Source organism: Paenibacillus sp. YAF4_2, from assembly GCF_052113225.1.
In the GTDB taxonomy this organism is placed as follows: Bacteria; Bacillota; Bacilli; order Paenibacillales; family Paenibacillaceae; genus Pristimantibacillus.
This window is the reverse complement of the sequence record NZ_JBFRCT010000003.1, coordinates 588,148-609,788: the sequence shown is the minus strand read 5'-3', so window position 1 is coordinate 609,788 and position 21,641 is coordinate 588,148. Positions and strand designations below refer to the sequence as shown.

The window sequence follows — 21,641 nt, the reverse complement described above, 5'->3', positions numbered from 1 at the left end:
GTACATAGTCCCCCTTATGATCTCAATATTCCTATTATACTTAGGTTGTACTTGCGTGTAAAACTTAAGCGCAAAAAAAAGAAACCCCTTCCATTAGAAATGGTTTCCCCGAAAAGCGCTAAGCGTCATAAAATTCATAAATTTTGTCACTTTTAATGACAAAATATCGTTTACGATTTGATGAAGCTCCGGCTGACCGGTCTTATTATATTTCTCGCTTACGCATTGCCAAACTTCATTTGCTGTTACATGTTCATATCCGATGAGATGAAATTCTTCCGCTTTGCTGTTGCATAGCTGCTCGATCACGTCGTTCAGATCCTCATCTCTCACGGCTGTCTCCTCCTTTTGCCACTGCAAATCCTGCTCCAAGCTGACTATCCTCTTAACCTATTCGATATTCCCCTTCGCTTTTCCTGCTGAATCTTACGAATTGATAAATTTGGATGAGTCATTATGACTCATTATTCGGACATGCCGCGCATAAAGATGTACGGAAAGCAGTAGAAGAGATGAGGGCGACAAATGACGAAGCAAACTTTTATAAAAGGAGCTATGATCCTGCTGGCCGCCGGCATTATTAACCGGCTGCTCGGCTTTGTACCGCGTATAGTGCTCCCGAGAATTATAGGCGCAGAAGGCGTCGGGCTATATCAGCTGAGCTATCCATTCCTAACAGTCATGCTGACGATTATTACGGGAGGCATCCCGCTTGCGGTAGCCAAATGGATTGCAGAAGCGGAATCACGCGGGGACTCTGCTCGGGTCAAACAAATTTTCCGTACAGCTATGGGCTTAACAGTTGTACTAGCTGTCGTTATGACCGTCGCCCTCCTGGTATTTGCACCATGGATTACGTCTCATCTGCTGACCGATCCCAGGGTCTATCAAACGTTTCTCATGATGACTCCGCTGCTGCTTATCATAAGCATCTCATCGGTATATCGGGGATATTTCCAAGGTAAGCAAAATATGATTCCATCAGCTACATCGCAAACGATCGAAACCATCATCCGGATCATTGGCTCGCTTGCGTTCGCCTCTATGCTCCTGCCGAAAGGACTAGCCTGGGCTGCAGCCGGTGCTATGCTTGGTGTCGTTGTGGGGGAGGTTGGCGCTCTTATTGTCCTGCAATGGACTTATTCACGGGAACGCAAAAGAGAAAGACAATCCGAAGTTAACGCACCTGTTCATAATGAGAATAGTACGGCTCAAAAGGCCAAAGAAAAGAATCCGCCTGTCTTGCGACGCCTTCTTGACTTATCCATCCCGGTCACAGCCAGCCGAATGGTTGGTTCCTTATCTTATTTACTTGAATCGATATTAACAGCCCGGAGTCTTGCCTTTGCTGGCATTGCAACAGGAGTAGCTACAGCCCAATATGGCGCACTTCAAGGGATGATTATCCCCCTCCTGCTCCTGCCAACCGCATTAACTTACTCCTTGGCTTCTTCTCTTATCCCATCATTATCCGAGGCAGCGGCGAAAGGGGATAAAGCGGCGATTCACAAAAGAATGCATCAATCGATGCGAATGGCACTCGTTGCTGGTGCTCCATTTGTGGTTGTGATGTCGTTGTTCGCTGAGCCGATCTGCCGCCTGCTCTATAACGATGCAGATATCTCTCCAATGCTGCAGCTAATGGCTCCGGTTGGCCTGTTCATTTATTTGCAAGCACCGCTTCAAGCGGCTCTTCAAGCGTTAAACAAGCCTGGAACAGCACTGATGAACACATTTATCGGAGCTGTCTTCAAGCTGGTGCTTATTATTATGCTCGCCACAAAGCCTGAGCTTGGTATATATGGTGCGCTCATTGCGATTAATGTGAATATTGTGCTCGTAACCGTCCTTCATGGTTTCAGCGTCTTACGCTTCATCGGCTTCCATATGCAATTTATGGATTTTGTCAAAGTAGGAGCGGCTATGGTCATCATGGGAGCAGTTGCCCGCTGGATGATGAACAGTCAGCCGTTAACGCTTGAATGGATAAACCTCATTCTGGCGTGCATGATAAGCGTCGTCATTTATCTGCTTCTTATGATCTGGATGAAAATTATCGACCGTTACGACATTGCCCGTATTCCGCTCTTTGGTCAATGGTTCAAGAGTACAAAGTTTAAGTAAAAAAAGCCGTGCTTCTGTTGCCGGAACCACCCCCTGTTAGGAGACAGGGGGTGTGTCCAGTTAGAAGCGCGGCTTTTTGTCGGAATCAACAAACAACTTGCCATTATGGTCAATGGTGCAAAGGAACACCTCTTTGAAATCATGTACCCCTTGCTCCTGCAATACATTTTTCAGCCAGAATCTTGTTTTGTCAAGCTTCGTCAGGTTATCATCTTGTACTTTGCCATCCATAATAAGCGGGATTGGAAGCATCTCAAACCGGAAGCGTGCTGGTGGCGATTGTGCGGGAGGTCTTACTTTCACATCATTAGACCGATTAGCGAAGTCATCCTGCCTTACATCCTCCCCTTGCTGCCCCATTCCTTCTTTTGGTACAACAGATAATTTCCCTGTAGTCTCCAAAATTGCGAATTCTACATCGGCAACCGTTTGGATTTTGTTCTCCCTCAGCTGCAAAAGCAGATCATCCAGGTTATAGCGTTGCTTGCGCATCACATCACGGTTAAGCTTGCCTTTCGCAATAATAACACTTGGTTTGCCGTCGAACAGTAATCGCAGTTTCCGATTCTTTAATGCAATAAACGCGATTCCAACCTGGATTAGCAATAGCACAATCATCGGCAGCACGCCTTCCCACATTGATCGATCAACATCTTCAATGACAATTACCGCAATCTCTGCAATCATAACCGAGATAACCAGATCAAAGACAGATAGCTTGCCAATTTCCCTTTTCCCCATAAAACGCATGATCAGAAACACGACGAAGTAAATTAATACGGTTCGGAGCAGCATGCTCCCGTATTCCATCCTAACCGCCTCCTCGCTGTTGTGATGATGGTCATGCCTGCCTGAACAGCCCGTACAGCTATTCTGACCGTTGACTTGACACATCATGCGATGGGAGAAGTAACGAATTATGGGTTAGGAGCCTATGGTAACACAATAAAATAAATGTATATGGTTGAAATGACTAAAGCGATTAACGTTAATGGCGCTCCAACTTTCAGATATTCCATATAGCTGAACCCTTTGCCTTCACGCATGGCAAGCCCAGCTACCACCACATTCGCAGAAGCCCCAATAAGTGTGCCGTTACCACCAAGGCAAGCGCCAAGTGAAAGCGACCACCATAACGGGTTAAGATCATCCGGATTCGTAATATTCATCTGCACACCAACATCTTGAATAAGTGGAATCATTGTAGCTACAAACGGAATATTGTCAATGGTTGCAGAAGCAATCCCAGATACCCATAAAATAAGCATTGAGGTTTTGGTCATATCTCCAGATGTTAGCTGCAGCGTAACGTTCGCGAGGTCTGAAATAATATTAGTCTCAATCAGTCCCCCAACAAGCATAAATAATCCAATGAAGAAGAAGATTGTCTCCCACTCCACCATATCAAATACTGCCTCTGCATCTTCCCGCTTCACTCCAATCAGCATGAGGAGTGAAGCCCCACCTAATGCAATAGCTGCCGCTTCAACATTGATAACAGAGTGTAGAATAAAGCCAAGAATGGTCAAGAGCAGAACCGATAATGATTTGATCATCAGCTTCTTGTCTTTAATGTTATCTTCTGCCTTCAGCTCCATCAGTTCCCGCTTTGACTCCTCTGTAACAATCAGCTTCTTGCGGTAAAACCATACAAGCAGCGCAATTGTAACAATAAGGATAACGATGATAACCGGAGCGAGATTAAGGAGAAAATCATTAAACGTCAAATTCTCGTTGGCCGAGCCGATCATTATATTAGGCGGATCGCCAATTAATGTCGCTGTCCCCCCGATATTGCATGCCAAAATTTCAGCAAAGAGGAAAGGGATTGGCGTTATTTTCAAAATCCGAGTGATCGAAAATGTAATCGGAACAATCAGTAGTACAGTGGTAACATTATCAAGGAAAGCTGATCCAACACCCGTAAGTACGGATAAAATAATAAAAATTCGGATCGGATCGCCTTTGGCCAATTGAGCAGCTTTGATCGCCGCATATTGGAATACTCCGGTTTTATTTGTAATGCCAACAAGAATCATCATCCCAATTAATAAGAAAATGGTTTCCCATTCAATATGCTCTGCAAAAGCAAGCTTCATATCCAATACACCTAATATGATCATCACGACAGCACCAAATAAAGCTATTACAGTGCGATTAATTTTTTCCGTGATAATGATGGCATATGTCGTTAAAAAAATAACTACCGCTGCAACCACTTGCCAGGATGCTGGATGATAGATGTGATCCAAATGAACAACTCCTTGGTCTATTCCGCCCTGCTTGACCATAAGGTGTACTAATAGTCTTGTACAAGGGGGGATAAGATGAATTCGGTTAAACAAATCGTCAGGCCGCCTCGTATCGCTTCTCCGCTAATAGCAGGTGTTATCTATTCGATCATTTGGCTGGCCCTTGGCGCGCTCCTGCTTTCACTTCTACTCTATTTCAGTGGAATGAAGGAAAATAACCTGCCTCAATCTGCGCTTGCCATTCATGGCTTCTCCGCACTAGCGGGCGGATTTGTATCCGGCAAACGCTCAGGGATGAAAGGCTGGTATTACGGCGCCATGCTTGGTTTAATTTATGGGATTACGGTGCTGACCATCGGCTTTCTTGCCGCGAACAGCGGGCTGTCGCTCAGCAGTGCTCTCATGCTGCTTGCAGCCATGCTTGCAGGTGCTTTCGGCGGYATGGTAGGCGTCAACCTGAAGAAATAAACTTCTATGTACCTGCACATACTACATACAAGAAAAAAGAAGCTGACCTTAAAGAAGTCAGCTTCTTTCTATTTTGCGATTATTCCGTAGGTGCAGGCGCGCTGTTCAGTACTGAGCTGATTGCGCTGCGATCGAACGTCATCTTCGTCGTATCGTTTACACGAAGGACTACAGTGTCATCCGACAATTCAACGATTGTGCCTTGAAGACCGCCAATCGTCTGAATTTTATCGCCCTTCTTCAGTTGGCTAAGGAGCGAGTTGCGCTGCTTCGATTTCTTTTGCTGCGGACGAATAAGCAAGAAATAAAAGACCGCAAACATCAGAATGAAAGGCCAGATCATTTGAAAAATATTCGTGCTGCCTGCATTCCCAGCTGCTAATAATGTCGACATGGTAATTCCCCCCTTTCCCTAAAATCTAATTCTTAAAAGCCCTTGTCATTATCAAACAGTCCATACTTGGTGAAAAAGTCGTCACGGAAATCAAGAAGCCGGTCTTCCATAATTGCCTGACGTACATCACGCATGAGCTGTAATAGGAAATGTAGGTTGTGATAAGTCGTCAATCGGATGCCAAACGTTTCATCTGCCTTGAGCAAATGACGGATATAGGCACGCGAGTAATTCTGGCAGGTATAGCAAGAGCATTCCGGATCAAGCGGACCAAAGTCTTCGGCGTACTTTGCATTACGCACTACAAGACGGCCTTGACTTGTCATGGTTGTCCCGTTACGCGCGATACGAGTTGGCAATACGCAGTCGAACATATCCACTCCGCGAATAGACCCCTCGATCAGTGCGTCAGGTGAACCTACGCCCATCAGATATCTAGGCTTGCCTGCCGGCAGTTCAGGAACCGTATAATCGAGCACATCATACATCAGATGCTTAGGCTCGCCTACACTTAATCCACCAATAGCATACCCCGGGAAATCCATGGAAGTCAAATCCTTCGCACTTTGAATACGTAGGTCTTTATGCATGCCGCCTTGAACAATGGCAAACAAGCCTTGATCATGCGGACGAGCATGTGAATTCAGGCAGCGCTCGGCCCAACGTGTCGTACGCTCAAGCGATTTTTTCACATATTCATACTCAGCCGGGTATGGCGGGCATTCGTCAAATGCCATCATAATATCAGAACCAAGAGCATTCTGAATTTCCATCGCTTTCTCCGGTGAAAGGAACAGCTTGTCCCCATTCAAATGCGAACGGAATTGCACACCTTCTTCGGTAATCTTCCGCATGTCGCTTAAGCTGAATACCTGGAAGCCGCCGCTGTCGGTAAGAATCGGGCGATCCCAGTTCATGAACTTGTGAAGTCCTCCTGCGCGGCCAATAATATCATGACCTGGACGAAGGAACAAATGGTACGTGTTGCTCAAAATAATATGAGCATCCATCGTCTTTAACTCTTCCGGGCTCATCGTCTTAACAGTAGCCTGTGTACCTACTGGCATAAACGCTGGTGTCTCGATGACACCATGCGGGGTGTGAACACGTCCAAGACGTGCGCCAGACTGTTTACACACCTTAATTAATTCATATTTCACTGCTGTCACTAGTCATTCTTCCTGTCTACATGGAATTATTGTACTTCTATTGCTGATGTTAATAGATAAACATAGCATCGCCAAAGCTAAAGAATCGGTATTCCTCACGGACAGCTTCAGCATAGGCTTTCATAATCGCATCTCGGCCAGCCAGCGCACTTACGAGCATAACAAGCGTAGACTTCGGCAAATGGAAGTTCGTCAGCAGCGCATCGACCAGCTTAAAGGTATAACCCGGGAAGATAAAAATATCCGTCCAGCCGCTGCACGCCTCAATAGGTCCGCCCTCAAATCTTGCTGCTACGGTCTCAAGAGTTCTCGAAGAAGTTGTCCCTACTGCTACTATACGTGCTCCAGACGATTTGGCTTCATTAATTATTTCGGCATTATGTTCATCCAGCTCGTAATATTCGGAATGCATTTCATGCTCTTCTACTTTTTCGACAGACATCGGCCGGAACGTGCCTAGTCCAACGTGAAGCGTCACATAAGCGAGCTTAACGCCTTTGTCTACCAGCTGCTGTAGAAACTCCTTCGTAAAATGCAGCCCTGCTGTAGGTGCTGCAGCCGACCCTTCATGCTTCGCATAGACGGTCTGATAACGTTCCCGCTCCTCCAGCCTCTCCTTAATATAAGGAGGCAGAGGCATTTCGCCCAAGCGATCCAGGAGCTCCTGGAAGATCCCCTCATACTGAAAACGGATCGTCCGTGAGCCCATCTCACCTTCATCTTCAACGACTGCTCGAAGCAGCGGGTCACCGCTGCCATTATCGCCGAACCACAGCTCAGCACCAACCTTCATACGCTTGGCCGGTTTAGCAAGTGCTTCCCAGCGATCCCCTTCAAGCTGTTTGAGGAGCAGCAGCTCGATCTTGGCACCGGTATCCCGTTTTATACCTGTCAAGCGTGCCGGAATGACACGAGTATTGTTAAGGACAAGCACATCTCCGGCTTTCAAATATTCAGCAAGGTCAGTAAATGAACGATGGCCAATCTCACCAGTTTGCTTATTCAGCGCGAGCAGCCTGGAAGCCGTACGTTCCGCAAGTGGTGTCTGAGCGATCAAATGCTCTGGCAATTCGAAATCAAATAAATCTACATTCATGAATCAATCATTCCTTAGCGATGGTTACATCTTTATAGTAGTATTGCAAGATATAAGAGTAGTCATACCCTTGCTGAGCAAGGCTAAGTGCTCCATATTGAGATAATCCAATTCCGTGGCCATTCCCCGTTCCTACAAAACGATAAGAAGGATCTTTGGTCGTCGCTCGAATTTGGCTGTCGCCATTCATTACGATGAGGTTTCCATCAGCCTGCGAGACTTTGCCGCCTGCCTGAATCATATAGACCGGCTGTGCAGAAGTTGTCCTCGTTCTTGTGGAACCACCTGCACCAAGCATCGTTACCTTAGCCGTTTCGTCTACCTTAAATAACGTGCTTGGCAAACCTCCGAGCGCAGAACGAAGCACATCTGGATATTTTACATTGTAAGGCTGTCCATTGACAAGCAATTGTGTAACACGGCCTGATTGCCCTGTTGTACCTACCTGTAAGGAAGTAATCGGACCTGTAACACTTGCCTGCTTTGTCATCGTAGCAAGGAGCTCTGAGGACGTGAACGGCCCCTTGACCCAAGACATGGCATTATTTTCGATCGCCTTGTCCAGCACAGCCACAACCGTACCCTTGTTTACTTGTCCAATCAGCGGAACTGAATCCTGTACGATCGGATTCTTCCTTACCTTGGAGCCATCCGTATTTACCGTCATCAGCTTCACACCTGCAGCATTGGTTTCACCAGAATCCGTGAGCAGATCCTCGCGAATATATCCTGTCAGATTGTTTGGAAGAACGACGCGATACCACGTGTAAAGCCCCTTCTCCGAGGATGTATCCGGGCTGGTTACACTCTTCAGATAAGCAACCGAATTGCCCCAAATTTCAGCAGCATCGGCTGATTTGCCCCCTGCATTCGATGAGAACAACGCTTCAATTAATTTACCTTTATACAGCACCACTTCACCAGCTGTCTCATCAACAGCTTGAATAGTGGAAGGCTTCTCTCTTACCGTTCCTTCATATTCCTGACTATACACGCTATCTACAACATTAGCGATTTGGAAGCCAGCGCCTTGATAGAGCGCATATGTACGTGCGGCTACTGCCTGGGCTTTCAGCGCTTCAAGCGGCCAAGAAGCTACCATTTCCCCGCCAACAACCGAGTATAGATATTGTTCAAACGGAAGCTCATTAATGACAGCCAGCTTGCCGTTAAATTCACTCACTTCGAATTGTCCGCGGTAAGTCCGATTTGAACGCTCTGTCAGCTTGATCGAGCTGTCTGCCGCAGGCATAATTCGAACCTTAGCATTATTGATTGGAAAAGCATACAGCTTTACCGGACTATCGGCTTTTGCTGTTAAAGTATGATCATTACGTTCCAGTAGATAAGCCGCGTCATCCGCTGTCTTTAGGCCGCTGCCTGCCGCACCCGCTGCTGCTTTCACAACACTCAGCTCTGCCGAACTTGCTGCCGCGCCTACGAATACGGAATACCGGGCATTGCTGCTACTGGCAGCCTTGCGAACAGCCACATAAGCATCGACCCCTGCTGCACCGAATGCATCAGAAGCCTGAACTGCTTCTGCCTCTGTAGCGTAAGAAGTTGCACTTTCCAAGTGGAACGGTCCTTGAATAACTCCCTTCGCACTGCCAGTCAGCGTATTCAATGTGCTGTCCGCATTCCATTTGGTCAAAGCGGCCGAAGCGTCTGCTGCATTGCCATATGTTCCTTCAGCCACTTGATATACTGTCTTGCCTTTCTTCTGCAGGGAGGTAATAAAGCCGTTGCCCGAAGCAGCTTGGAGCCGTTTGTAAACCGCCAATGCTGTATCGAAGCTTGCCGTCTCGATCACTCTAACCTTGTAATCATCCTTCGCAATACGAGACTGTTCATTAGCCCCTGTACTAAACCATGGAACGATACCCGCAGGGTCGCTCATTCCTATCGTTAATCCGCCAGCAGATGCAAAAGTAGCTGCTGGTGTATTTACTGTGTATTTCCCCGGCAATTGCAGAAAAATGGCGACTCGTATCGAATCGAGCTGTGGGACTGCGCCAAGCGAAGGCTTGGCCCACCAAGTCGAAACAAATAACAAACCGGCGATCGTTAGAAGCGATAAGCGCTTGAACGACCATCGTTGAAACCTCATCAATGATTCCCCTTTCCCCTCTCATCTTGTGGCAGTTTACAGCCATTAACAGAACAGCTTTGTTCCGTTTGTCCGAACCAGTCATATCTGCGCTTCGCAATATAGCGATAAAGCAAATCCCCCAGCTTGCTCATGCCAGGCAGCCGGTAAAGCGCTGCAAGCAGGCGAAAGCCGCCTATCGTACGCAGGATTCGGACGACACCATCCGCTCCAGCATAAAGCCGGCCATTTTCATCCGCAACATGCATCTTCTCATATAAATCTGATTCCGCTGCACGCTCAATCCCAGGAACGTCATTGCCAGCTTCTTGGAGCGATTGAATCGGTACAAAGATCAATTCCGCTTTCGAGCGAAGCTCCTTCAGCCTGGTTACTGTTCCAATACATAGATTGCAGGTTCCGTCATATACGACATACAGCTTCTCCCGCTCGCTCTGCATGCGGCTCACCTCTCTGGCACAGGCATTCCGAGATGCCTATAGGCTTGATCCGTTGCTATCCGGCCACGTGGTGTCCGCTGCAGGAAACCGATCTGCATCAAATAAGGCTCATACACATCTTCAATGGTTTGGCTTTCTTCCCCTATTGAAGCTGCAATCGTATCAAGGCCGACAGGCCTTCCGGCAAATGTCGTCATCATCGTGAGCAGCATCTTATGATCAATATTGTCGAGTCCCATCGGATCGACCTGCTGCAACTCAAGTGCCTGCTGTGCAATCTCATACGTTATAATACCGTCACCGCGAACCTGCGCATAATCACGTACCCGCTTTAGGAGACGGTTCGCAATACGAGGTGTTCCTCTCGAGCGCATCGCAATCTCTTGCGATGCTTCTCCAATAATCGCAATATCGAAGATTTCTGCAGAACGGGAGACGATATAAGCAAGCTCATCGACTGTATAAAATTCCAAGCGGCTGATAACGCCAAACCGGTCACGCAAAGGCGCAGATAATAGACCTGCCCTCGTTGTAGCCCCGATAAGTGTAAATGGCGGCAGATCAAGACGCACGGAACGGGCACTTGGCCCTTTGCCAATCATAATATCAAGCGCAAAGTCTTCCATCGCAGGGTACAGAACTTCCTCAACGGTCCGATGCAGACGGTGGATCTCATCGATGAATAATACATCGCCTTCCTGCAGATTCGTAAGTAAAGCGGCCAGGTCACCAGGACGCTCGATAGCAGGACCGGAAGTCGTACGCAGATTAACGCCAAGCTCGTTGGCGATAATGTTCGACAGCGTTGTTTTGCCAAGGCCTGGAGGCCCGTACAGCAGCACATGGTCAAGTGCTTCCTTCCGCATCTTGGCTGCATCAATATATATTTTTAAATTTTCCTTCGCTTTGGACTGCCCGATATATTCAGCCAAATAACGCGGGCGCAAGCTTAACTCTAAAGCCTGCTCATCCATCATCAGGTTAGCGGATATAATCCGATCTTCCACCCTTGCTCAGCTCCTTTATGTTAGCCTTTAAACAGCTGCTGCAGGGCACGTTTCATTAAGGAATCTACTGTTTCCTCAGCCGTTACCGAAGGTGCCAGCTCGCTCCATGCTTTATCCAGCTCGGCAGCGGTATAACCAAGTCCAGCAAGTGCCTCGCGAGCTTCTTCCCATGCTGTTCCGACACCTTGAAGTGCACTATTGGTTGATACAGGCTGATGAGGTGCCAGCCCAGCCGCAGCCAACAAGCCAGCATCCGTTGCAAAGCCAGCCAGCTTATCCTTCAGATCGAGAATCATACGTTGGGCTGTCTTCTTGCCAATGCCGGGAAGTCTCGTCAGAAAAGCGATATTTTCCTGCTGAATGGCACCAATCACTGCATCCGGGCGTCCTCCTGCCAAGATGCCAAGTGCCACTCTTGGACCAATGCCCGATACTTCAAGCAGCTTGCGGAACAAGGTCTGCTCCTCACGCGACTCGAAACCATACAACAAGATTGCATCTTCACGTACATGATGGTGAATATAAATCGTCACGGTATCTTCCTTCCCCGCAAAAGCATACGGATTAGGAGTAAACACGCGATAGCCAATATCCCTAACATCTAATACGACATATTCCGATTCTACATGAGCTATAAGTCCGCGTAAAAAATCTATCATCGAAGCACCTCGTTAATTTTTTGCGACAAGCCCGAAGAATGGGCATGACAGATCGCTACAGCAAGCGCATCGGCCACGTCATCCGGCTTCGGAATAGCCGATAATTTCAGAAACATCTTGACCATCTCCTGCACTTGGCGCTTCTCTGCTTTGCCGTAGCCAACAACAGCCTGCTTCACCTGCAGCGGTGTGTACTCTGCCACTGGCAGCCCACGCTGGGCCGCTGCCAAGATAATAACTCCTCTTGCCTGCCCTACGGCAAATGCCGTTGTTACGTTGCGATTGAAGAACAGCTTCTCTACCGCAACCGTATCCGGTTTATACTTATCAATCAGCGCTACAGCCGAATCATAAATTTGCACAAGCCGCTCTTCCGCAGGGGTATGTGCAGCTGTCTGGATACAGCCATATTGAACTGGCTTCAGCTTATGTCCATCTTTGTCAATGAATCCAAATCCCGCGATCGCAATGCCGGGGTCTATACCAAGAACGCGCAATCCGCCAACTCCTTTGCGGCAGTCTTTACCGCTTCTTATCCGTCCATTATAGCAAAAGTTGGTCCGAATGAGAACACGCGTTTGAGATTGCCGCATCGACAAAACGTCCCCTGTCTATAAAAAAACCTTCCGCTGCATAAGCGGAAGGTTTACCTTCTATCAATAAGTCGGCTTCATCACTTTCTGATTCGCTGGCATTGCAAAATCGCTGTAAGTCGACAGGACGCTATTGTATTCGTCCATATCTGAGATTTTGATTCCTCTCGTCAAGCTATCAACTTTGTCCTGCGGCAGGCTGCTCTCCATATATTTGACATCAAGCTGGAAGAAAGTTTTAACGACCTTCTCCTTTTTAGGCGCACCTTCAAAAAGTGACAAATAGCCAAGCTTGTCTAATCCGATATAAACATTGCCTCTGCAGGATTGAGAGAAATCTTCAATCGTCTGCTCCAGCACCACTGTTTGGCCATCCTGTGACAGCATTGCTGTCCATTCCGGATGGGACATTAAAATCCGAATAACCTCAGCTGACGTCATTTGACCAAAAGGCTGGGTTTCATCCCCGCAGATGTATTGACGGTGCAACCTAACTGCAAGCGGCTCTTCATGCTCTTGCAAAATCCGGATCAAACCAGGGTTCCCTTTTCCTGGCTCTATCTTAACTTCAGCGTTCGCCGATGCTGTCCCCGGCAGACCGTAAATAGCCTGAATGGCCGCTGCGATTCCGAGCAAGAATGAGCCTAGCGTCCACATCGGACGCCGGCCCCTTCGCAGTCGTTTTTTTAATTGCTTCCATAAGCTGAACTTCATCATAATAAAGGCCCCTTGTATTCATTTTGACCTAGTGTAACTCTAAACTTCCATTAATATGTATGGATAGGAAAAATGAAACAGCAAAACGCCTCCTGCCTTTGGGTGAAGGCAGGAGGCGTTAGCTGGAGGGCTCTAATTAACGGTTAATCCAAGGTTTACTGTTCCGTTTTGTTTTGGTCGTTTTTGTGGCGACATTACGAATCTTTGCCGTTTTGCGTTGCTTTGTTTTTTTACTTACAATCGCAGCAGCTTCAAACTCTTCCTCTTCGCGCTTACCATTACAGCCGCAAGGATCATCCTGTGCACCAGCTGTTTGACCAGGCCAGTATGAATAAGGAGAGAAGCCTTGTGTACCAGCTACCGGATTACCGTAGCCGTAGCCATAACCCCCAGGAGCAAAGCCTGCCGGGGAAACGTTCGGGCCAAGGGCCATCGGGGAGACGTTTGAACCAAGCGCTGTTGGCGCCATGTTCGAGCCAAGTGCCATCGGGGATACATTAGAGCCAAGAGCTGTTGGCGATGTGTTCGAACTAAGCGGTGACACATTTGAACCAAGCGCTGTTGGTGACATGTTGGAACCAAGCGCCATAGGTGATACGTTCGAACCAAGTGCCATCGGAGCTGCGTTGGAGCCTAAGGCTGCAGGGGATACGTTTGGCCCCATCATCTCTGGAGATACCATTCCCGGATGACCATAGCCATAGCCATATTCAGGACCTACGTTTGCTGGTGATACGTGACCGCCATAGCCATAACCAAAGTCAGGACCTGCTTCTGCCGGAGATACCCAGCCTGGGCTATAACCATAACCTCCACCAGGACCCATCATTTCTGGACTAACATTTGTAGGAGCGGAGTTTTCCCCTAGTGCAGCTGGGGAAACATTGTCTGGGCCAAAGCTCGCAGGGGATACAGCTCCCGGACCCCATCCATAACCAGGACCCATTTCAGCAGGGGACACGGCTCCTGGACCCCATCCATAACCAGGACCCATTTCAGCAGGGGATACGGCTCCTGGACCCCATCCATAGCCAGGACCCATTTCAGCTGGCGATACGGCAGATGGACCATAGCCATAACCGTAGTCTGGACCAACATTAGCTGGCGATACAGCTGATGGACCATAGCCATAGCCGTAGTCTGGGCCTACGTTTGCTGGCGATACAGCTGATGGACCATAGCCATAGCCGTAGTCTGGGCCTACGTTTGCTGGCGATACGGCAGATGGGCCATATCCATAGCCGTAATCTGGGCCTACGTTTGCTGGCGATACGGCAGATGGGCCATATCCATAGCCGTAGTCTGGGCCTACGTTTGCTGGCGATACGGCAGATGGGCCATATCCATAGCCATAGTCTGGGCCGACATTAGCCGGAGATACAGCAGACGGACCGTAACCATAACCGTGCTCTGGACCAACATTAGCTGGCGATACAAAGCCATAGCCTCCGCCTGGACCTACTGCTGCCGGACTTACTCCAGTTGGTGCTGCATTCTCGCCACCTAATGCGGTTGGACCAACATTTTCAGCTCCAAGCACAGGCGAAGCATTTTCCGAACCAAATACAGCCGGAGAGACTGCGCCATAACCGTACCCTGGGCCTGCCCCAATTGGCATTGTACCAGGCGGGCACCAAGGACCTTCATTTGCCGGGCTTACATTTGAGCCAGGCCAGCCGCCATAACCATAGCCTGGGCCAACTTGCATCGGAGATACCATTGGCTGATTATTGCCATATCCGCCATGATGATGCCCAGAAGCTGCTTCAACTGCAGGAACGCCATATTGCTTGAATAGATCAACACTTGGCTGCAGGTTTGGCTGTGCATTCGATTGCGTGATTGGTGCTACGTTTGGTTTCATTTTTGGTGCTACATTTGCTTCCATTTCAGGCTTCATATTTGGCTTCACATTCACGTCTTCTGCCTTTGCTTTTTTGTCTGGCGATTTTTCAATCGGCAGAGCTTTCTTCGCAGGCTCTTTCGCTGCAGGAGCAACCGGTGTTACGATTGGTGCTGTAGGTGTTTTTCCTGCTGGTGCAACGGGCGCAATAGGAGCTGTAGGCGTTTTTCCTGCTGGCGTTTGCGCAGCTGGCATTTGGCCAGTTGGCTTTTTGCCTACCCAGTTTTGTACACCATGCATAAGCGACATTGGATGTAAAGGATGAGCACTGCCAGTTCCTTGTGCTGCTGGCGCCTCGGATGTAGGTGTCGCTGTCTTAGGAATGTTGACAATTTCGCCGGTCAAAAGCACATTCGGATTTTTAAGCTGCGGATTCGCTTTAATCATGTCCGCGAGCGGTACGCCCCAAGCTTTCGACAGCTTCCAAAGCGTATCCCCTTGTTTTACTACATGCTGATGCATAATCTCCATCCCTCCTGTCCCGCCGCCTACCTCATTAGCCGATGGGACCTTCAGCTTCATTCCGACATCCAGCAGATCCGGGTTCGTAATGGAAGGGTTCAGCTTTAAGATGTCTTCAATCGACACATTATGTTTCTGTGCAATGAAATACAATGTATCGCCTTTCTTCACAACATGAATTTTCACTAGCAAAAAACCTCCTGTCACGGACTTTGTATAACGGCACGGCGAATGCCTGCTATCAATCATTACATCCTATGCAGAATGTAGGCAGGTGTCTCCACCTTCAAGCAAAAAAAATAGCGGTACCCGTTATAGGCACCACTAATTTCATTTATTCCTATATTTCCTTACAGGAGCTGTTCGTAAGTAAAGCTTGGATAACTCCCCAGGATACGAACCTGGCAGCCAAGCACCTCAATCTCTTCAAGAGCCGAAGGCAGGAGCACCGTATCCAGCGCCATCTCGATATCGATATAAAAATAATAATTGCCCAGCTTTTTCTTCGTCGGGCGTGATTCAATCTTCGACAAGTTGATCTTCCGCCATGCGAAAGCGGAGAGTACTTGATGAAGAGCACCAGGATAATCTTCAGGCAGCGTAATCAAAATGCTTGTTTTCTGCTTGTCCGATTGGCGCACCGTGAATGGCTCGCTGCCTACCAGAAGGAACCTGGTGTAATTGTTATCATGATCTGTGATACCCTGACTCAATACATCAAGCCCGTTATTGCTAGCAGCAGTCATCGTGCCGATAGCCGCCCAGCCTGCATCCGGATTGTCTTTCACGATCTTGACACCCTCAGAGGTGCTTCCTACGGTTTCAATCTCTGCATGCGGCAGCCTACTACGAAGGAATTGCAAGCATTGCGCGATAGCTACGGGATGGCTGATTACTTTCTTGATCTTACTGAAATCAAGCCCGCCTTCTTCACTAGCTGCTTCCGAACGGCGTCCGATCAAATTTTGAATCGAAGGGTATACCCATTCCGCCTGAATCGGCAGATCTACCTCATGAACCAGCCAGTCCACATGCAGATTGACGGAGCCTTCAATTGTATTCTCAATAGGTACAACGCTATAATCGCTGACACCGTTTACCGTCGACATAAACACATCGGCGATTAAGCGGTGGTGTTCCCACTTCATTTCTTCTCCGGCAAACAGCCGCTTGACTRCTTCATCCGACACGGATCCGGCAGGAAGTACTGCAATTGTCTTCATCGAACAACTTCTCCTTTTATCCGCTCCATAAGATCAGGAGCAGAGCTTGCTAAGTCTTCCACAACAATGACCGGACCCTCCGAGCTTGGCTTCAGCCACATTGTCTCTGCTTCGATGCCTTCCTGCTTCAGTGTTCCAAGCAGGAATTGCTCCAGCTCCGATTTGCTCTTGCTGGTCTCATCTACGAATGCGATCAGCGTAGGACCCGCTCCGCTGAGAGCCGCTCCAAGCGCACCATAATCTGCCGCGCTCTCCAATATAGCTGTCATACCCGGAATTAATGCTGCCCGGTAAGGCTGATGCAGTCGATCACGCATCGCATGACGGATAAGACCCAGCTCGCCGCTCGCTAATGCCGCTACGAGTAATGAACTACGGCCGACATTAAAGACCGCGTCGGCCATGCTGATTTGCGTTGGCAAGGCATGACGCGCTTTCTCTGTCGACAGCTGGAACGCTGGTATCGCGACCAAGGTCTCAAGCTTCACATGTGGTTCAAGCCTAACATAATCGGCACGTTCACCATCCCATGCCGAGACGACAATCCCGCCGAACAAGGACGCACCAACATTGTCGGGATGCCCTTCTAATTTGGTAGCAAGCTGGAACAGCTTATCATCTGTAAGCGGACTGCCAATCAGTGCATTAGCTGCTACAAGAGCGCCAATAATGGCAGATGCGCTGCTGCCCATGCCTCTTGTTAATGGAATATCACTGTACATCGCAACATCCAGCTCTGGAACAACAACTCCCGCTTCTTCGAAGACGAGCTGAGCCACTTTATAGATCAAATTCGATTTATCAGTAGGAATGCCTTGCATCTGGTCGCCGTACAGACGGAATATTGTCTTCTCTGCGGCCGACATTTCAATCCAGGAATACAACGAAAGCGCCATGCCCAGCGTATCAAAGCCAGGACCTAAGTTAGCCGTGCTGGCCGGCACTTTCACAATTACTCGACGATTATTCATGACGGATAAAGCTCCTTTATTCGCTTTTGCAATCAATCAAATTGAAGAAGGATTAGCCTTCCACTCGATAAACGCTCTTCACCTTGCGAATAACGTCCAGCGACTCAAATTTCTGCAGCACTTTATTGATTGCAGCTTTATTCGCATCATGTGTAATAACGATAATTTCTGCTTCCGGATTAGAAGCATTAGGCTGCTGCAGCACAGACTCCAGGCTTACCTCAAACTCTGCGAACACTTGCGTAATTTGAGCCAGGACGCCTGCTCGGTCATCTACATGAAGCAGCAGGAAATATTTCGAAGAAATCTGCTCATCGGTTTTGAGCTTTTTCTCTTTGTATGTCAGTAATCCTTGCTTGCCGTTTACACCCAGCTTCAAGTTCTTCACGACAGCTACAAGGTCGGATACGATCGATGTAGCCGTTGGCAGTTCACCTGCACCGGGACCGTAAAACATCGTCTCACCAACAGCTTCGCCATACACATAAACCGCGTTGTAAACACCATTTACGGATGCGATTGGATGTGAGTTTTTCACCATTGTTGGTTGAACGCTGATGCTGAATTGATCATCTTGACGCTCTGCGATGCCAAGCAGTTTCACTGTGTAGCCGAGACGCTTCGCATAAAGAATATCTTCTCGAGTCACTTTAGACATGCCTTGAACGGAGACATCTTCAAGAGCTACTTTCGCACGGAAACCAAGCGTTGATAGAATAGTCATTTTGCGTGCAGCATCAAGACCCTCCACATCAGAAGTTGGATCCGCTTCTGCATAACCAAGATCCTGTGCTTCCTTCAGCACATCGCCATAAGACGCGCCTTCCAGACTCATCTTGGACAAGATGTAATTTGTTGTACCGTTCACGATACCCATAATCTTCGTAATGCGGTCGGAAGAGAAGCCTTCCACCAGTGTACGGATAATAGGAATGCCGCCTGCAACGCTTGCTTCATAATACACATCACAGCCATGCTCCTGTGCTTTAGCCAGAATCTCCGGGCCATGCAGCGCCATCAAATCCTTGTTCGCTGTAACGACATGCTTGCCGCGGGAGAGTGCTTCCATAATATATTCCTTTGTCGATCCGATTCCGCCCATTACCTCAACGATCACATCGATGTCGGGATTGCTGATAATTTCCCATGGATCTTCCGTCAGCTTGGACGAGTCGATCGAAATACTGCGGGATTTCGCTTTGTTTTGAACAAGAATTTTCTCAATAACGATCGGAGAGCCCACCTGGCTTTGCAAATCTTCCTGATGACCTTCTACGATACGCACTACACCAGTCCCGACAGTACCGAGACCAAGCAAACCTACCTTCACTGGCTTCATACAATTCCCTCCATCTAATCAACCTTGTCCGATAACGGCAGCTTTACGCACGCCTTCCTGGCTGCGTATCACTTCAATAAGTGTTGTAAGTTCTTCATTAAGCTTTGAGATATCAACAGATATAACCACATTAGCGCAGCCTTGCAGCGGAATACTCTGATTCATCGTCAGAACATTCCCTTCCAGACTAGCCACGAGGCTCAATACACTCGATAATACACCGGATCGATGCTCCAAATCCATCGAGATGGTCACAATCCGCTCGCGTTCCAGTTCATGCAGCCCGTAAACGCCATCTTTATACTTATAAAAAGCGCTGCGACTAAGTCCTACCTTCTCAACCGCTTCGTGCACCGTGGACGCTTCGCCTCGACCAAGCATTTCTTTTACTTGGATCGTCTTCAGGATCGCCTCAGGGAGCATATCCTCACGAACGACATAATAACGTTGCGTCACTATTTCGTCCTCCCTACAAAGACAATTGTTCTTCTATAATGGACATTATAGCGGAATATGGTGAAAGCGGCAATAGGTAAGTGCGATGCTTTCTATGAAAAAAGACGACCAGCGGCCGTCTTTTTTGTTTCATTTGATAGGGTTCTATTTTCCTGTATAATCGGTGCCTTCGAAGAACTCGAATGTAAAGTCGGCGATTTGAACCGTATCTCCGTCTCTTGCGCCTTCACGACGAAGAGCGGCATCAACGCCCCACTTCCGCATGAGTTGTGCGAACCGCATAATCGCGTCATACGAGTTCATATTCATACGCTTCAAGTAGTTCTCAATGCTTGCGCCTTGCACGACATAGATCTCATCTTCCTTATGAATCGTGAAGTTGTTATCTTCGCGTTTCTCGAACGTAAATACTTTACGCTCCGCAACATCCTTCACTTCTTCAATCGTCAGCTCATCAGGAACTGCGTCAAGTGTATCGGCTGCTTTGTACAGCAGCTCTTGAATTCCCTGCTTAGTTAGCGACGAGATCGGAAGGATCAGATATTCACGGTCACCGCGAACCGCATCAAGCTGTTCTTTGAACAGCTCCAAGTTATCATCAGCACCAGGCATATCCATTTTATTCGCCGCAATAATTTGCGGACGATCAGCAAGCTTCTCGTTATATTTCACGAGTTCATCGTTAATCTTGACCCAATCCTCGAAAGGATCGCGCTCTTCCGTACCAGCCATATCCACGACATGTACGATAACTCTCGTCCGCTCGACATGTCGAAGGAATTCATGGCCAAGACCAACGCCTTCATGAGCTCCTTCGATCAATCCAGGAAGATCGGCCATCACGAAGCTGCGGCCGTCACCTACATCAACAACACCAAGATTTGGTGTAATCGTTGTGAAGTGGTAAGCACCAATCTTCGGCTTCGCGCCGGATACAACCGACAGAAGTGTTGACTTGCCTACGCTTGGGAATCCAACGAGACCAACGTCCGCCATAACCTTGAGCTCAAGTGTTACCCAGCGCTCTTGGCCTTCTTCCCCATTCTCACAAATGTCAGGAGCCGGATTATTAATTGTTGCAAATCGAGTGTTACCGCGTCCACCGCGTCCGCCGCGCGCAACAACAACTTCCTGTCCATGACGTGTCATATCGGCAATGATCTGTTCCGTATCATCATCCACAATGACTGTGCCTGGCGGAATACGAACAATCATATCGTCTGCACTTGCACCATGCATGGATTTGACTTTGCCGCGTTCGCCGGCTGGACCTTTAAAGTGCTTCTGATAACGGAAATCCATCAGTGTACGCAAGCCTTCGTCTACACGGAAAATGACGTCGCCGCCATTACCACCGTCACCACCTGCTGGTCCGCCTTCCGGCACGTATTTCTCACGACGGTAGGAAACGATACCGTTACCTCCATTACCGCCTTTTACAAATATCTTCGCTTTATCGACAAACATGTTTTGCCTCCGTTTAAGCGCGCCGCTCCGTTTTTAAAACCATATTCCTTTGCGGGTTATCAAACTTGACCGCATGCAGAGACGCGCCTTCCAACTGCTGTTTTATTTTATCCGTAAGCTGTTGCTCACTGGTTAATTCGCCCTCATACTGAAAAGTTACCACCAGCGTCCCCTCTTCTTTGGAGAGCTTTAGGGTAAGTGTTGCAGGATCACCATATCCTGTCTTTACCTGGAATCGATAAGCATTGATCAGACTCATCAATGTCTCAGCGAAGTCCCGGCCTTCGTTTGGCAGTTCATTCAGATGGATATCCTCATCCATTTTCACCTGAAGCTGCATGGCATTCGTAAGTGTACGGAAAGATTGTATATAGCTGATCAGCGAAGGAACACCCAGCTTTGCAATCTGGCTCTCCTCCGTCATTCTAACCCTTATTTTCTCCACGTATTCCACGGTTTTATCCAGCTTATTCATTCGTATGTAACCGAACAAAACCTGGAGATCGTTCATCCAATCATGCCGATGATGATTCAGCGTCTTAATACTTGCCGTTTGCAACATATGCACAGTACGTGCCAGCCGCTTTTCCTGCTCATTGCGCTCTGTCTTAATCCAGAACCCAGCAGCTGCCATTGTCCATAGAAGAAAAAGTACAACCAGCCATACCGAAGAAGGCCAAATGAGCACAGCCGCACAAGGCAGCACAACGGAAGCCGCTGCCGACTGTCTCGCCATTCTAATGCGATCCATCGTAATCGATCCCACTTTCTGCTTGTTTGCTAGCTAAATC

21 protein-coding genes are annotated in these 21,641 nt (G+C 48.2%); 2 read left to right on the top strand and 19 right to left on the bottom strand.

Features of this window, described 5'->3' with window-relative positions:
* Window positions 1-93: 93 nt before the first annotated feature.
* Entirely contained in the window at window positions 94-333 is a 240-nt protein-coding gene (locus AB4Y93_RS10195; protein WP_167280148.1) for a post-transcriptional regulator, read from the bottom strand.
* Window positions 334-525: 192 nt separating this feature from the next.
* Here AB4Y93_RS10195 and spoVB point away from each other — a divergent pair, with 192 nt between their 5' ends.
* Window positions 526-2,124, top strand: a complete 1,599-nt coding sequence (gene spoVB / locus AB4Y93_RS10190) for a stage V sporulation protein B (RefSeq protein ID WP_441891468.1) — start codon at window positions 526-528, stop codon at window positions 2,122-2,124.
* A 60-nt stretch (window positions 2,125-2,184) separates the two neighbouring features.
* On the opposite strand, the gene AB4Y93_RS10185 is transcribed toward spoVB, so the two are convergent.
* Both AB4Y93_RS10185 and AB4Y93_RS10180 read right to left on the bottom strand, forming a co-directional pair.
* Window positions 2,185-2,934: a YetF domain-containing protein gene (locus AB4Y93_RS10185; RefSeq protein WP_441891466.1), complete on the bottom strand. Its 750-nt coding sequence runs from the start codon at window positions 2,932-2,934 to the stop codon at window positions 2,185-2,187.
* A gap of 122 nt (window positions 2,935-3,056) precedes the next feature.
* Window positions 3,057-4,376 (bottom strand): ArsB/NhaD family transporter, encoded by a 1,320-nt coding sequence (locus AB4Y93_RS10180; RefSeq protein WP_441891464.1) that lies wholly within the window; start codon window positions 4,374-4,376, stop codon window positions 3,057-3,059.
* 75 nt (window positions 4,377-4,451) lie between these two features.
* Between AB4Y93_RS10180 and AB4Y93_RS10175 the strand changes: the two genes are divergently transcribed.
* A complete protein-coding gene (locus tag AB4Y93_RS10175; protein ID WP_167280151.1) occupies window positions 4,452-4,844 on the top strand; it encodes a TIGR04086 family membrane protein in 393 nt (130 codons plus the stop codon).
* Window positions 4,845-4,923: 79 nt separating this feature from the next.
* Here the strand turns inward: AB4Y93_RS10175 and yajC are convergent, their stop codons facing one another.
* From yajC to AB4Y93_RS10095, 16 genes are all read right to left on the bottom strand, one after another.
* Window positions 4,924-5,238, bottom strand: a complete 315-nt coding sequence (yajC, locus tag AB4Y93_RS10170) for a preprotein translocase subunit YajC (RefSeq protein WP_441891462.1) — start codon at window positions 5,236-5,238, stop codon at window positions 4,924-4,926.
* A 32-nt stretch (window positions 5,239-5,270) separates the two neighbouring features.
* On the bottom strand, window positions 5,271-6,407 hold the full coding sequence (gene tgt / locus AB4Y93_RS10165) for a tRNA guanosine(34) transglycosylase Tgt (protein WP_441891460.1): 1,137 nt from the start codon (window positions 6,405-6,407) through the stop codon (window positions 5,271-5,273).
* A 49-nt stretch (window positions 6,408-6,456) separates the two neighbouring features.
* Window positions 6,457-7,503 (bottom strand): tRNA preQ1(34) S-adenosylmethionine ribosyltransferase-isomerase QueA, encoded by a 1,047-nt coding sequence (queA, locus tag AB4Y93_RS10160; RefSeq protein ID WP_441891458.1) that lies wholly within the window; start codon window positions 7,501-7,503, stop codon window positions 6,457-6,459.
* 7 nt (window positions 7,504-7,510) lie between these two features.
* Window positions 7,511-9,613, bottom strand: coding sequence for a SpoIID/LytB domain-containing protein (locus tag AB4Y93_RS10155; RefSeq protein WP_441891456.1), 2,103 nt, complete (start codon window positions 9,611-9,613; stop codon window positions 7,511-7,513).
* On the bottom strand, window positions 9,613-10,053 hold the full coding sequence (locus tag AB4Y93_RS10150; RefSeq protein ID WP_441891454.1) for a thiol-disulfide oxidoreductase DCC family protein: 441 nt from the start codon (window positions 10,051-10,053) through the stop codon (window positions 9,613-9,615). The genes AB4Y93_RS10155 and AB4Y93_RS10150 overlap by 1 nt, the downstream gene beginning before the upstream one ends.
* 5 nt (window positions 10,054-10,058) lie before the next feature.
* Window positions 10,059-11,060, bottom strand: coding sequence for a Holliday junction branch migration DNA helicase RuvB (ruvB, locus tag AB4Y93_RS10145; protein WP_167280157.1), 1,002 nt, complete (start codon window positions 11,058-11,060; stop codon window positions 10,059-10,061).
* Between the two features lie 20 nt (window positions 11,061-11,080).
* Complete coding sequence (ruvA, locus tag AB4Y93_RS10140) at window positions 11,081-11,719, bottom strand: Holliday junction branch migration protein RuvA (protein ID WP_441891452.1); 639 nt, start codon at window positions 11,717-11,719, stop codon at window positions 11,081-11,083.
* Window positions 11,716-12,216 carry a crossover junction endodeoxyribonuclease RuvC gene (ruvC, locus tag AB4Y93_RS10135; RefSeq protein ID WP_167280159.1) on the bottom strand — a complete coding sequence of 167 codons (501 nt, stop codon included), beginning with the start codon at window positions 12,214-12,216 and terminating at the stop codon, window positions 11,716-11,718. The genes ruvA and ruvC overlap by 4 nt, the downstream gene beginning before the upstream one ends.
* Window positions 12,217-12,375: 159 nt before the next feature.
* Window positions 12,376-13,029 carry a BofC C-terminal domain-containing protein gene (locus AB4Y93_RS10130; RefSeq protein ID WP_441891450.1) on the bottom strand — a complete coding sequence of 218 codons (654 nt, stop codon included), beginning with the start codon at window positions 13,027-13,029 and terminating at the stop codon, window positions 12,376-12,378.
* A 136-nt stretch (window positions 13,030-13,165) separates the two neighbouring features.
* The gene (locus AB4Y93_RS10125; RefSeq protein ID WP_441891448.1) at window positions 13,166-15,580 is read right to left on the bottom strand and encodes a LysM peptidoglycan-binding domain-containing protein; all 2,415 of its coding nucleotides are present in this window, start codon (window positions 15,578-15,580) and stop codon (window positions 13,166-13,168) included.
* A 164-nt stretch (window positions 15,581-15,744) separates the two neighbouring features.
* Window positions 15,745-16,617 carry a prephenate dehydratase gene (pheA, locus tag AB4Y93_RS10120; RefSeq protein ID WP_441891446.1) on the bottom strand — a complete coding sequence of 291 codons (873 nt, stop codon included), beginning with the start codon at window positions 16,615-16,617 and terminating at the stop codon, window positions 15,745-15,747.
* Window positions 16,614-17,588, bottom strand: coding sequence for a homoserine kinase (thrB, locus tag AB4Y93_RS10115; protein ID WP_441891444.1), 975 nt, complete (start codon window positions 17,586-17,588; stop codon window positions 16,614-16,616). Before thrB ends, pheA begins: the two co-directional genes overlap by 4 nt.
* A 52-nt stretch (window positions 17,589-17,640) precedes the next feature.
* Complete coding sequence (locus tag AB4Y93_RS10110) at window positions 17,641-18,927, bottom strand: homoserine dehydrogenase (RefSeq protein ID WP_441891442.1); 1,287 nt, start codon at window positions 18,925-18,927, stop codon at window positions 17,641-17,643.
* A gap of 18 nt (window positions 18,928-18,945) precedes the next feature.
* Window positions 18,946-19,383 carry an ACT domain-containing protein gene (locus AB4Y93_RS10105; RefSeq protein WP_441891440.1) on the bottom strand — a complete coding sequence of 146 codons (438 nt, stop codon included), beginning with the start codon at window positions 19,381-19,383 and terminating at the stop codon, window positions 18,946-18,948.
* Window positions 19,384-19,527: 144 nt separating this feature from the next.
* Entirely contained in the window at window positions 19,528-20,850 is a 1,323-nt protein-coding gene (gene obgE / locus AB4Y93_RS10100) for a GTPase ObgE (RefSeq protein ID WP_441891438.1), read from the bottom strand.
* Between the two features lie 13 nt (window positions 20,851-20,863).
* Entirely contained in the window at window positions 20,864-21,601 is a 738-nt protein-coding gene (locus AB4Y93_RS10095; RefSeq protein ID WP_441891436.1) for a Spo0B domain-containing protein, read from the bottom strand.
* Window positions 21,602-21,641 lie beyond the last annotated feature (40 nt).